General features: G+C 39.1%; 9 protein-coding genes and 1 pseudogene. 6 read left to right on the top strand and 4 right to left on the bottom strand.

Features of this window, described 5'->3' with window-relative positions; all coding sequences use genetic code 11:
• Positions 1-4: 4 nt before the first annotated feature.
• The 6 genes from OK025_RS23980 (at position 5) to OK025_RS26860 (ending at position 5820) form a co-directional block, all read left to right on the top strand.
• A complete protein-coding gene (locus OK025_RS23980; protein ID WP_317667278.1) occupies positions 5-2449 on the top strand; it encodes a glycoside hydrolase family 2 TIM barrel-domain containing protein in 2445 nt (814 codons plus the stop codon).
• 488 nt (positions 2450-2937) lie between these two features.
• The gene (locus OK025_RS23975) at positions 2938-3591 is read left to right on the top strand and encodes a DUF4919 domain-containing protein (protein WP_317667277.1); all 654 of its coding nucleotides are present in this window, start codon (positions 2938-2940) and stop codon (positions 3589-3591) included.
• Positions 3592-3734: 143 nt separating this feature from the next.
• Positions 3735-4655, top strand: a complete 921-nt coding sequence (locus tag OK025_RS23970) for a tetratricopeptide repeat protein (protein WP_317667276.1) — start codon at positions 3735-3737, stop codon at positions 4653-4655.
• Positions 4656-4832: 177 nt separating this feature from the next.
• Complete coding sequence (locus tag OK025_RS23965) at positions 4833-5093, top strand: class I SAM-dependent methyltransferase (RefSeq protein ID WP_317667275.1); 261 nt, start codon at positions 4833-4835, stop codon at positions 5091-5093.
• Entirely contained in the window at positions 5090-5419 is a 330-nt protein-coding gene (locus OK025_RS23960; protein ID WP_317667274.1) for a hypothetical protein, read from the top strand. The genes OK025_RS23965 and OK025_RS23960 overlap by 4 nt, the downstream gene beginning before the upstream one ends.
• A gap of 152 nt (positions 5420-5571) precedes the next feature.
• Complete coding sequence (locus tag OK025_RS26860; RefSeq protein ID WP_411567682.1) at positions 5572-5820, top strand: transposase; 249 nt, start codon at positions 5572-5574, stop codon at positions 5818-5820.
• Positions 5821-6106: 286 nt separating this feature from the next.
• On the opposite strand, the gene OK025_RS23955 is transcribed toward OK025_RS26860, so the two are convergent.
• The 4 genes and pseudogenes from OK025_RS23955 to OK025_RS23940 all read right to left on the bottom strand — a co-directional run bounded on the left by OK025_RS23955 (position 6107) and on the right by OK025_RS23940 (position 13627).
• Positions 6107-6685 carry a TlpA family protein disulfide reductase gene (locus tag OK025_RS23955; RefSeq protein WP_317667273.1) on the bottom strand — a complete coding sequence of 193 codons (579 nt, stop codon included), beginning with the start codon at positions 6683-6685 and terminating at the stop codon, positions 6107-6109.
• A 636-nt stretch (positions 6686-7321) separates the two neighbouring features.
• Positions 7322-8441, bottom strand: a pseudogene (locus OK025_RS23950) (IS3 family transposase).
• Positions 8442-9045: 604 nt separating this feature from the next.
• A complete protein-coding gene (locus tag OK025_RS23945; protein ID WP_317667272.1) occupies positions 9046-9801 on the bottom strand; it encodes a hypothetical protein in 756 nt (251 codons plus the stop codon).
• Positions 9761-13627, bottom strand: coding sequence for a DUF6443 domain-containing protein (locus tag OK025_RS23940; RefSeq protein ID WP_317667271.1), 3867 nt, complete (start codon positions 13625-13627; stop codon positions 9761-9763). Before OK025_RS23940 ends, OK025_RS23945 begins: the two co-directional genes overlap by 41 nt.
• Positions 13628-13643: the final 16 nt, after the last annotated feature.

Below are 13643 nucleotides of genomic sequence, written 5' to 3'. Positions count from 1 at the left end.
GCCTATGTTGAAGCGACTATTTCACACGGGATATAGCCGAATGATGATCCTGCTCTTCCTGTTATTGGCGACTGCGGGCTCCTTAAGTGGACAGTCCAGAAAGATTATTGATTTTAATGGGGGCTGGTGGTTTAAACTGGATAGCAGCCAGCAATATAGCAATGGACGAAAAGGAGAGGGCTGGCGAAAGCTCGATCTACCACATGACTGGAGTATCGAAATGCCATTTAGAGAAAACAGCCCCGCAGGTAGCGGGGCTGCTTACCTCGATGGTGGCGTAGGATGGTATCAAAAAACGTTTAAGCTGGCGCAGGCTGAGCAAGGGCAACGGATATTTATTGCATTCGAAGGTGTATACGAAAATAGTGAAGTCTGGATCAATGGACATTTCTTAGGAAAAAGACCCAATGGTTATATCGGATTTGAATATGAGCTTTCCCCTTATTTATACTGGGATGGTAGGGAAAACCTGCTTTCATTAAAAGTAAACAATAAGAATCAGCCCAACTCGCGTTTCTATTCGGGGTCGGGGATCTATCGGGATGTCAAATTAATCAGCCGTAATCCAGTCAGCGTAGGAACGAACAGCACCTTCATAAGAGCTGGGCAGCTCAGTGAGAAACGTGCTGTCGTGGATCTCTCCCTGGAAATTGAGCATAACCTTAAGGAATCAAAAAAGATTACGCTACTGACAGCGGTTCTTTCGGCTCAAGGTGCTGTTGTCGCAAGCAAACGTACCACGTTGAGCGCTGTCAAAGCAGGTCAGCACTCCATCGCTCAGCAGATCGTCCTCGAAAATCCCGTCTTATGGGATATTGAAAATCCCTATCAATATACGGCAAAAATTAAACTTATTGTTGATGGTCGGGTTGTGGATGAACAGCTTACGAAATTTGGCTTACGCAATTTTAGCTTCGATCAGCAACAGGGCTTTATACTGAATGGGCGGCAGCTTAAAATCCGGGGTGTCTGTTTACACAGTGATCTGGGCGCTTTGGGTATGGCATTCAATACGTCGGCAGCATTACGTCAGCTCCGCATCATGAAAGCAATGGGGGTCAATGGGATACGCACCTCACACAACCCTGCGGCTCCAGCGTTTTTAGACCTTTGCGACAGCTTGGGTTTTGTCGTGATGAGCGAAACTTTCGATGTCTGGAAAGGGTATAAAAATCCCTATGACTATCATTTATATTGGGACGAATGGTACAAGCGGGACTTTGTTGACCATGTCAAAAGGGACCGGAATCATCCGTCGCTGTTTATCTGGTGCCTGGGCAATGAAGCGCAGGAGCAATGGCATTCCAAAGCTGATGGTACAGCCATTCCGATCGCGCTGGCCGCAATCGTCGATAGTCTGGATGGCACACGTCCGACCACCATTGCCAATAATGAGCTTTCCAAAGTAAATCCGGTGCTGATGAGTTCGGCGGTAGATCTGATTGGCTACAACTATAACCATAAGAAATGGGCAAGCTTCCCACAGGATCATCCCGGAAAGAAGTTTATCGTAACGGAAAGCACCTCGGCGTTGGAAAGCCGCGGAACGTATGATCTGGTCCCTTATGATTCTAGTCGCATGTGGCCTGAACGATGGGATATTCCTTTTTCTGGCGGGAATGAAGACAGGAACATATCGGCTTACGACAATGTATTCACACCATGGGGTTCAAATCATCAGACAAGCTTGAGGTTGATGGAAAGGTATGACCATATTGCTGGGATGTATGTATGGACGGGATTTGATTATCTTGGCGAACCCACACCGTACACCTGGCCGGCACGAAGTTCGTACTTTGGTATTGTGGATCTAGCCGGGTTTCCGAAAGATGTCTACTATCTGTATCAAAGCGTATGGACTGAAAAACCGGTCTTACATGTATTGCCTCATTGGAATTGGAAGCAAGGTGATCGGGTAGATATCGTGGTATATTTTAATCAGGCTGACCGGGTGGAGCTTTATCTGAACGGTAAAAAGATAGGGGAGCAGTCCAACGACCCAGACCGGTACGACCTTGTATTTAAGGCCGTTGAATTTGAACCTGGGGAGATTGAAGTTATTTCATTTCAAGGTGGCAAGAAACTGCTAAGTAAAACGATTCGTACAGCAGGGAGAGCGCATCGTATACAATTGTCTGCAGAAAACGTGACTTTCAATTCGGCAAACAAAGAACTTGCCTTTGTGCATGCCTATATCGTGGACGAGTTTGGTACGATTGTTCCTGATGCAGACGATAAAATCGAATTTGAGGTGGAGGGAAATGCTGCAAAAATTGTGGCGACAGACAATGGCAATACGACGGATCTGACAAGCTTCCAATCAGCTTCACGCAATGCTTTTCATGGTAAAGCCTTGGCGATTGTCAGGAGCAAAAACAAAGGTAAAATACAGGTAAGGGCAAAAAGTGAAAGACTAATTTCGGGTGATATTCAACTTGAAGCCAATTAGTTCTTGGCTCTGGTCTGCGCTGGATTTGCATGTTTTTTTACTAATACGAACAAGGTCTTACCATGGTAGGACCTTGCCTTTTTGTTGTATCGTGTGTTATCCGCAATCTGTTAAAAACTTCGTTTCTCCATTATTATCATTAATATCGATAAAAAGACTGTGGTAAGTACGATATATCCTGAAAAAGGAAATAATTTGATAAATCTTCGTGAAGATATTTATATTTGATCAGAAACCATTATTAGCACATGATACCTGTATCGCCGACAAAATAAGGAAATTTACAAGGTATTATTAAGTATTTTGTCCTTGGACCTAAAGTAAAAATAGCATGAAAGAAAAAGAATCATGAAAGAAAAAGAATTAAGCGAACTATCGGATCAAGAATTATTAAAAAAACGGAAAGATTTACTGATCTTCAAAAGGTTCTATTTAATATGAACCGTATTGTTTCTGGAGTCTTCGCGATCATTTTAAAAACTGTCCACATGAAAATAAAAACACTAAATCTAATGCTAATATTGATGTTTTTGAATACGCTTTTATATGCTCAAAAAAATCAAATTTCATACGAATTCGAAGAAAGAATTAAAACAGAAATAGAAAATCCATCTTCACAGTATTTCTATCCTAATTTATTAAATAAAATAACAACTGAACCTGAAAAAATATCAAGTGAAGAAATTAAATTTTTGTACTACGGTCAAATATATAAAAAAGGAAGTGGGCTCGCTTTTTTAGATAATCCAAACGAGGATAATTTCAGAAAAGCGGTTATAAAAAATAACTGTTCTAAAATATTGAAATTGGGCTACTCAAATTTGGCGAAAAATCCTGTAGAACTCTCCACATTAATTCCTGTCTGTGGTTGTCAACAAAAGAAGGGGACAACAGATAACAATTATTTAGGTGCAAGATTAAAAATGGTTTTAGAAACAATTTTTGAGACTGGAGACGGAAAAACGAAAGAAACTGCTATAAAAATAGCAAATGTCGAAGACGATTTATGGGTAAATGGAATTTTAGGATTTGAGGGAGATAAAGAATCGTTTGAAACTTCAAATGGTAGAATTTTTAGTGTCTGGGAAAATGGAAAGGAGAAAATTTACTTTGAAGACAGTTGGAACTATAAGTATAACTAATTCAGGAAAACTAGCGCTAACGTTGAATTGGCAAAAGGGGCGCTGAATTACTTTGATTGAGTATATTTGATAATTGGCGGTAATTCAGACCGGTCATACAAAACAGTGAAACATTATGGACAATTTTAAAACCGACCCCCCGAATGAGAAATAAGATATTGACACTATTACTTTTACTAACAATCTTCACAGTCTACGGACAAAAGAAAATGGAACAGACATTCTTCACTTGGGACGATTTTGTTAAGGGATATAGCAAAGAAATAGTTTCTGCCGAAGACGTTTTTACTAATATGGTCAAGAGTGGTCTTAAAGACAACTGCATGACAAAAATGGATTTTACTTTTATCTCAGACAAAAAAGAGAACTTACAAAAACTTGGAGAATTTATCAAGGTACATTATCCCTATACCGTTCTAGAAGTTAAAAAATACGAAAAACTCTGGGAATTAAACGGTGAGACCAATGAAATTCCAATGACAGCCGACAACTTACTTTTTTGGGGTTTGGATATGTATAAAAGAGGTTTTGAATTTGACGCAAAACTTGACGCTTACGGTGGACCATTTGACCCGAAGGAACAAAAATTTCCAGTCATTGACACAACAAAAGCGGACTATTATTTTGATAAAGGTTTAGCATGTTATAACAATGGAGATTTAAGTGGCGCAATATTTAATTGGAACTTTGCAATCCAAATTGACCCAACAGACCCAAATGCTTACTATTCAAGAGCTATCGTGAAAAACGAGCTGTACATCTGGAAATCGGCACTTAAAGACTACGACAAAGCATTAGAAATTGCACCAAAATTTGTAAGTGCTTTAATAAATCGTGGTGGACTTAAAGACCAAAATGGAGATTATCAGGGTGCAATTGCTGACTATGAAACAATTTTGAAACTTGACAAACTGGGGCAGGAAGCAAAACAACAAGCATACTTCAATTTAGGAAACACGTATTTCAATTTAAGAGACAAAAGGAGAGCTTGCGAAAATTGGAATAGAGCACTTGACAACGGAGCAGAATATGCAAAAGAACGAATTAATGAATACTGCAAATAGAAAAACAACCCATAGCAAGGTATTGCCAAAGATGGGGCTGAAAGGCGTAGATAGGGCGTTTATACAAGATTTAGCGTTCGTCCTTTGATTGAATTTTAGAGCTAAAATCACTGCCTTCGGCAATATATCCAAACTGTTAGCGGTCATAGTTACAGATACTGGCATAGAACGAAAATTATGAAAACAAGACAACCAGACAATACAGCATTACGAACAGCTTTGTGGAGAGCGTTACACGTTTTGATAGACGAAAAACCTTATGTAATTGACGACAAAATTGGATATGACTTAATCAAACCCGAGGCAGAATGGCAAGAACGCCCTGATATGAAATATACCAAACGACTTCGTGCTTCTATTGTTGCTTGTGCGCGATTTGTTGAAGATGTTGCAAAAACTGAAATTGAGAACGGAATAAAACAATATGTTGTTACTTGACAAAAAAAGCAATTACAGACACATTGAAAAAAATGACTTTGCTTGCTTCGGGTTCGACGATTGCAATAGCATTTTATTTACCGTTGGAGCAACTTGATGAAGAAGATAAACCAATGCAAGAAATAGCAATGAAAGGTGCTGCAGCTTCGGGAACGCCATTTGTAAGTTTTTTCAGTGTTGAAGACATTGTAAAACTTGCAGGCGAAATAGGTTTGAAAGAAATCCAAACCGTTTCAACAAAAGATATGATAGAAAAATATTTCAAGGGCAGAACAGACAATCTTGTTCCCGCAAGTGGCGAATTCTTCCTGGTTGCAAAAACATAATAAAAACTAACAGTCATATAGACTGCTGGCAGTTGCGGATCATTCTTCGCTGCGTGTAGGGCATATTGGGGGGTATAATGGGGAATATTATTGTGTTCGAAGAAGAACAATTGCGGGAGGAGTACCCTCCTGCAGTTATTAATAAAAAGTAAATGAGCTCAATAAGCCAGATCTTGAGATCCAGAGAGACTAATCCTATTGAAGGAATGCACCGTCAGATCCGAAAAATAAGGAAGTCTAAAGGTGCATTCAGTTCTGAGCAGGCTCTTATGAAGCTGATGTTTCTTATAATAAAGGACATCTCTAAAAAGTGGACAATGCCAGTGCATAACTGCGGCTTGACCATATCCCAACTTTACATTAAATTTGGGGATAGGCTCAAACTTGATAGAGGCTTTTAGATTTTGGTTAATTATCCAATGACACAGTTCAGTTTACACTCCCGCAACAAGAAATTAGGGTAAATAATACTTTTCTCATGTTAAACAACAAGATAGCAAAAATTTATACTAGTTATTCCAGATGTATTTTTTATTATAATCAATAACTTTAGCTTTTTGTTAACTCATATTTATGTCATAAACAGGCGAATATGATGTTGAATCATCTTTTTCCAAAGTATGCTTTATCTTTGCAGTATTGTTTGAAGATGAGATATGAAAAAGTAAAAAAGCTAGGTTGCTCTGGTTAATTGTGCGAATTATTTGTCTTTTGCAACTGTTTTTTAAGTTCTTCTCCGGAACTTGGTCTTTTTGCATCATTGGTAATCAGTGTTCCTTGTTTATCAACTATTGCATAAATGGGTATACCTCTAAATTGTTTTTTGTTGTCGAATAAAAGTAGGTTTTCCAAATCCGTTGCAAATTGATTAGGTTTTCCGTCCGGAGCCTGGTATGTTACAAAATATCCTTTGATGTTCTCGGTTTTTAGAATTTCTATCGCTTTATCTGTCTGTCCAAAATTGTCGATACTAATATAAAGTTTGACTATATTTTCCTTAGCGAAAAACTGATCAAGTCCTTTAGAAATTTTAAGTTCCTGAATACATGGTTTGCACCATGAGGCCATGATATCTATATAAATAACCTTCCCTTTAAACTGCTTAATCAAATCACTAAACGATGAGGGATGCTCCAAAATGGTGAGTGTATCTTCAGGTTTCGTAAAATCTGTCTGTCCATGTAGCTTTCCTAGCATTAACATGAAGAGGAATAAGGAAGTTAGATATTTTTTCATTGTAGTAGTGCCAATAATTTTATTTTTCATTTTTTCTAATTTAATTGATTTACCTAATTATTCTCTTTGCTGTATAATTAGACACCAACAACAAATAAATCAATTAGTAACGTAAATTAGAAAAGTCCAATCTCAGCTGTCGGAAAAATGGGGTACTTACAATCAGCTTCCTAAAGCAAATAGTATGTGCCCCTATTACCCAGTATTACCTTGTGTAAATATTAATAAAACCGTCTTTGCTGATAATATGTATTTTAAATTGGTTTCTAATTCATTTACTTTAAGTATTTGAAGACAAAATTGTAAATCTATACTTACGAAAATACCTTAGGATATCTTCAAAAGGATATCCCTACTATCTCTTTGTTTACAAAAGATAAGATCTCAGTTATTTTCTGGTTATAGATTTCATAAATTTTATTTCCAGAACTTAAATATATTTTTCCTCTATTTCCAAATACATACTTGATATTTAAATCCTTTTTTGGGGAGACTGGACGAAAAACGAAGTAACCTTTTTCTTTTTTAGAAAGGAAACTATATGAATATATATTTATTTCATACTTCTTTTTTAATAGTCTGTATAGTACATATGATATTGTAATCTCACCCTAACTAGCTATATCCAAAACTAAATAATTCCAATCGAATGACCTCTCCCCGAATTTAAGAGTATTCTAAAGTAGAAAATTCTGCTGTTTTGACCTGTTTTTCGATAAACATTTCAGGTGTCATATCCCCTAAACAGCTGTGGGGTCTGAAGGTGTTGTACTCTTCCCTCCAGATTTCAATTTTTTCATTCGCATCCTCCAATGACAGGAACCAATGCGCGTTCAGGCACTCGTCCCGAAAACTTCCATTGAATGATTCAATATACGGATTATCTATTGGTTTTCCTGGCCTGGAGAAAACTAATTCCACCTGATGTTCATAAGCTCATCTATCGACCTCCTTGGAAATAAATTCCGATCCGTTATCCACTTGGATTTTTCTTGGTATTGCCTGTTGGAATAGTCGGAGCCCTTCCAAAATAGAAAAAACGTCACTTCCTTTAAGCCCCTGTCCAACCGCAATAGCCATGCATTTACGGCTATAGTTATCCACTATAGTTAAGCGGCGGATTTTCCTGCCATCGAATAGCGCATCAGCGACAAAGTCCATACTCCAGCAGTCATGTAAATTGGAAAAAACCGGTCTCTCGGAACGATGAGCGGCGGCGCGGCAGCGTCTGGGCCTTTTCACCCGTAGATTTAAGCCTTCTTCTTTATAAATTCGATAAATCCGTTTTGGATTATCCCGCCAGCCTTCACGTTTCAAAAGAACGACGATCCGCTCTATGCCGTAACGGACACGTGTTTAAGCAATGCTTTTTATGCGAAGACGTAATGGACTGTCATCTGGTCTATGGTGTTTATAATACCAAACTGAGGTGCTCAGCAGAGATACCTCGCACGCTCTGCGTAGGGAAATTCGATAATCAGAAATGAGTCCGGTAACCATGGTTCTACGCTGCGAAGGCTTTAAAATTTTTTTTTAATACATCCTGGAGCATCAGTTTGTCCAGACTAAGATCGGCCACGAGCTTTTTCAGCTGTGCATTTTCTTCTTCCAATTGCAGGAGCTTACGCAGCTCCGATACACCCAAGCCACCGTATTTCTTCTTCCAGTTGTAGAACGTAGCTTCGCTGATACCCATTTTTCTGCAGACTTCTTCCACACGGGCACTTGTCTCGGACTGTTTGATCGCAAAGGCAATCTGTGCTTCGGTAAACTTTGATTTTTTCATCACTTTTCCTCCCTTTTAAAATTAGTAATTCAAGTCTGAATTCTCTACTTTTAAATGCTCCAGTTTTTTGGGGAGAGGTCACGTCAGGGGCATTAGTGTACCTGGATAATAAAATTAATAAAGCTATGAATTTTATTATTTTATCCATAATGATGTACATATTTATTTACATTTCGCCATGAAAATTCTGCAGGATAATTAAATCTAAATTTTTGTATGTATGACATTTGGACATTCGACAACTTGAAATGCTTAATATAGTGAAATGAGTAATCAGTTGCACCGCTTTCTGAAAATTTATTCATAAGAGCTGCAGAAAATCCTTTCATATAGTGATAAACATGTATAAATTCGTGTTTAAAAACGTTATTTTTATCTAACAAAGCATATCCTTTTAGGGCTGGGGCAATATGTATAGTTGATGACGATTTGTTCATAAATCCTCGCTATGTTTACTACTGGTACTTCCTGCCCAAAGACCTGACGTTTCTTTACCTTTCGGAGGAAGTATGTCTATTTCGAGACGGGTTAATTTTAAAAACTTCTGATGGAAAAGAAGATCTCAAAATAATCTTCCTCCGTTAACTCGGAAGATTTTAACTGTTTATTTCCATTCCCCCGAGATGAGCTTTTTTCCTCTTATCTCTAAAGGGATTTTCGAATATAGCGGCATATTTAACATTGTTGGCATCCAATTTTTAACTCCATCTTGAATAGTTTCGTCATCAATCTTGCTCATTGAAGGGTCAGATTTGAGAACTAGAAAACCTACGTCAAGGTATTCTTCAATTGTCATATTCGTTTTACCTAGATCTACATTAATTTTCAACAGCTCAATAACCGTTCTCAGTCGTAATATATTATCTCCATATATCTCAAGCCCTTCGAGATGTTTTACATTTTCATATACCGATCTTATCCCAGAAAATATTTGATAATGTCCTTTCTCAGTATAAAACCATTTTCCTTCATTAGAAAATATATCATCTGGACTATATTTAAGATCAGGCAGTTCATCTTTGGTAATTTCTACATTAACTGTATCAATTTTTATACATTTTGATTTGCCTCTAATAGTTAATTCTTCGGAAATAACACTGCCAAATAGTTTATTTTCCTGCTTCAATGAGCTAAAACCTGTTATTTCGTCATCATACAAGTTATATACATCAACAAGATATTGTGCTAAATTCATGAAAGGTCTTATTGAAATAGAGCTACAACAAACATATTTTTTATCAAACGATTCAAGAGACTTTATTTCGTTAAAGGGGATATTAAACAATGGTAATTTATAAATCTTTTTTTCTATTTGCATATCAATTTTGTAATAAATCTTTCCAATTAGGGTAGTTCTCATTCAACCACTTTTCAGCTTTCAACATATAAGTCTCATAGTCAGTTCTATTTGGATTGAATGCGTTTCTTTGATTAGAGACTTTTCCAAGAGATTTTTGAACTTCTAATACTTTTTGTTCCACCGCTCTTAATAAAATTGGATCATCAATACCAGAGAAAAGTGTCTTTAATTTCATCAACTCTCGTTCCGCTTTACTATACCGTTTTAAAAAATTGAATGTCTTACCAATATAAGGTATTCCTTTTTTAAAACCTTTATAAACCGCATTAATATTTCCAGCGATAGCAGCAACTCCAATATCAGGAGGCATCCCCATAACTGGAGCATAACCAATTGGCTTTCCGTCCCAGTCGTATTTATATCCATCGTGATTTCCACCCGTCAAAACTTGTTCAACTCCCGCCCAGAACCCCCGAACAGGGCCTCTTTTAGGTGCATTTCTAAATACTAAAACCTGTGGACCCCGTACTCTAGCTCTAATAACCGTATCAGCAGCCATTCCAGTTGGATCATCCATCAATATCGGATTGTTTATGCCATAGTTGTACGGAGAAAAATCTTCGAATATATCGGCCAGCGGATCCACCACATTCCACCTGCCTATCTCCGCGTCATAAAACCTCGCCCCGTAGTCATATTGACCTTCCAGCACATAACTACTACCCAAATTATGTGTGCCTAGATTCAGATCTTTCTGTATTTCTTTACTATTGTAAAGATACTTATTATCAATACTTGTTGCAATGGATTTCGTCTTGCCAAATGGATAATAATCCTGTTTCTGCATCACCGTTGCTAATGGGGCTGTAGCTGTGCCATCTTTCTTCAGCACTATACGGACATTACCCAAATGATCGGTCAGATTGTAATAATAACTATAGCTGCCAGAGCTGTTCAACAAAAAACCGTCCTCTGTAGCAATACGCTCAATAACGGGACTGGCGGATCCAGTTCTACTATATTCAATACCACCTAAATAGTCTTGCTGCGTGGTTGTTCCGCCAACAGTTGACGTCCTGTTCAACTTACTTCCCGTCGCATCATAGATATAAGAAATGCTTTTACCACCTCCAACTGCTGTTTTTGGCAGGCTCAGGTAATTGTAGCCCAATGTCATCCCTGTACGGTCTTTGGTCGCGTTACCATTTCCATCATATGCAAATGTCCCCGTCAATCCTCCTGAAAGGCTTGCAAGCCGATTGCTCTTGTTATTATTGCTGTAATTATAGCTGATTGTAGTACCACTATCACGAATCAGGGTTTTGATATTGCCCATGTCATCATAGGTCAAGACTTCACTCATCACAGTTCCAGTACTCACCCCGTTCTTCAACCTATTCAATGCATCATAACCATAGGTAAAAGTATTACTTGTTGTAGCTGCATATCCCCATAGCTGCTGGGCTATATTGCCGTTATACTGCGCGTTTGCTAATACAGTTGTGCCGTTTTTATTATAGTTCAGCTGGGAGGTAAACTGGGGAGAACTTGTCTTGGTCATCCAACCTCGTTCATTGTACTGATAGGCGATACTTGTCAAAAAGTTGCTTCCGCTGTTTTCACTATGAAGTGACTTGGTTTTCAGCTGTCCAATGTCATTATAAGCGAGTCGGCTCTGGATAAATTCGGTCTGGCTATTGACCCTCTTCTTTGTCTGTGTCAATCGCCCAACATGGTCATATTCATTTGTGGTCAAGAGTGTTGTCAAATCCGTAGAACCACTGATCCTATGCTGTCTTTTGCTCGTTAGTAGATCTCCCGTAAAATTATAGCTATTGGTTACTCTGTCCACCCCTCCAAGATGATTGTCGGAAACGATTTCCACAACATCGCCAAATTTATTATAATAGTTTACGGATAATAAAGGCGATGAGCCGTCATCTTTCGCTATTTTTGTCCCTGTTAATAGTCCATTCACCATCCAGGTACTGTCTAGACCAGAAGTCGCAGAGAGAACGGCGGTCGTCTTGAAACTGTAGTCATCATAATAGTTCACTGTTAACTCCGACAATTGTAAGGCTGTATTTGGGAATGCATTATTACTATAAGTAGTTCCGGTACGGATTTCCCAGATAGCTGATATTCCGTCAGCAATTGCCTGTACCTGAGCCCGGGTTTTCTGATCTGCAAGGGTATTTGTATAGATACCGGTCGAAGCGATACGACCGAAGGCATCATATTTTGTATAGCTCCATTTTCCCACGGAACGCTGCACAGAATCCTGGGTCAATATAGGCTGGTCATTTTTGTTGTAGACAAAATATTCCCAACCCTTTCCCGGGATCTTCTTTTCGGTTATCCTGAGCCTTTCATCATATTTATATGCGTATATGAGTTCATTGAAATCATTATCATTGGTTTCTTTTAATGTAGAAGAGCTATACCCCGGTGGAACAACATATCTTAAATTGCCATAGTCATCATAGACGTAATAGGTATTCAGTGCTTTTGTCTTGGTCAACCAAACCCTTTTAAGAACAAGTCTATTTTCAAATATGTCAATGTATTCCTCTATTGTTCCGGCCTTTGCACTGTCAGCTATCCAGTTCTCACTTTTTGAGACAGTTTTATAGAGTTTTTTTGCTGCATAATATGCACTGCCATCTGCGCTGATATTGTCTGCATTTATTGTCCATTTTCGAATATCCCCGGCCACATTGGTCCCATACTCAGAAACCAATGTATGGCCTGATTCACTCGTTGTACCAACCGTTGACCGATTCGAGGTAAACTGCCATGCCTGTCCGTATGCTCCCTGTTCAGTTATACGGTTCAGCGGACTGTTGTCGAATTTTGTAGCCGAATATGGGTTATCCGTTTTCACCACAGCTGCATCCCAAGTATTCCCGGCCGAATAGTATGCTAACTGATCCACCTTGGCAGCTCCATTAAAACTACCGTTATTAGCTCCATTTTTAACATGTGGGAGATACTTGATACTATCTCGGCCATTATTATCATATTCCAGATGCTGTACGATATCATTCTTTGACGGACTGGCCTGCCATCTGACATTCTGCACTGTTCTGCCTAGGCCATCAACATAGTCTATGGAGACATTTGCACTGTCCACCGGTTTACCCAAAAGAGATGAAGCTGTTTTGTATCCTGCTTTCCGAACGGTCCTGGTGACGATGTTATTTTTTCCAAAACTTCCGATGTCATTGTTGGTTATACTGGAGGCTACTGCGAAACTCACCGTTTTGGTTGAACTTCCAGCGGCATTGTAGGCTGTAATGGTGTAACTGGTCAATGCTTTTGCGCCTGTTGGCGTACCTGATATCACCCCTGTTGACTTATTAAATGCCATTCCTGCTGGCAATGCCGGGGTGATGCTGTAACCGTTGCCATTCCCAACCCAGCGCATCTGATAGTTTCCGGAATCCCCTAGGTAAAGGTTATCCACAGAAAGTGCGAAGATTCCGTTTAAGCTGGAGAAAGTAGCGGACATTGGACTTCCATTATCGCTGCCGCTACTCCCTGTTCCTGCGATTGTTGTGACTACACCGGAGGGCGTGATCTTGCGGACGCGGTTGTCCAATTGGGTCACATACACATTTCCCGATCCATCCACAGTAATAGCCATGGGGAAATAAAAACTGGCACCGGTTCCTGTACCGTTAACATTACCTGCCGATCCAGATCCGGCAAATGTAGTTACAACTCCTGCAGGTGTGATCTTTCGGATCTTACAGCCATTGTATTCAGAGACATATAAATTTCCGGAAGCATCTGCTGCAATTCCTTTCATCCCGTAAAAACTGGCCGCTGTCCCCGTGCCATTAACGCTGCTTGCAGACCCCGATCCAGCTAACGTTGTTACCACGCCAGAAGGTGTGATT

This window comes from Sphingobacterium sp. UGAL515B_05 (assembly GCF_033097525.1).
Lineage (GTDB): Bacteria > Bacteroidota > Bacteroidia > Sphingobacteriales > Sphingobacteriaceae > Sphingobacterium.
This window is presented reverse-complemented; position numbering and strand designations above follow the sequence as displayed.

Coding starts and splice junctions, on each gene's coding strand:
- OK025_RS23980 (WP_317667278.1), top strand. CDS start 5: ATGTTGAAGCGACTATTTCACACGGGATATAGCCGAATGATGATCCTG.
- OK025_RS26860 (WP_411567682.1), top strand. CDS start 5,572: ATGAGCTCAATAAGCCAGATCTTGAGATCCAGAGAGACTAATCCTATT.
- OK025_RS23955 (WP_317667273.1), bottom strand. CDS start 6,685: ATGAAAAATAAAATTATTGGCACTACTACAATGAAAAAATATCTAACT.
- OK025_RS23965 (WP_317667275.1), top strand. CDS start 4,833: ATGAAAACAAGACAACCAGACAATACAGCATTACGAACAGCTTTGTGG.
- OK025_RS23945 (WP_317667272.1), bottom strand. CDS start 9,801: ATGAGAACTACCCTAATTGGAAAGATTTATTACAAAATTGATATGCAA.
- OK025_RS23975 (WP_317667277.1), top strand. CDS start 2,938: ATGAAAATAAAAACACTAAATCTAATGCTAATATTGATGTTTTTGAAT.
- OK025_RS23970 (WP_317667276.1), top strand. CDS start 3,735: ATGAGAAATAAGATATTGACACTATTACTTTTACTAACAATCTTCACA.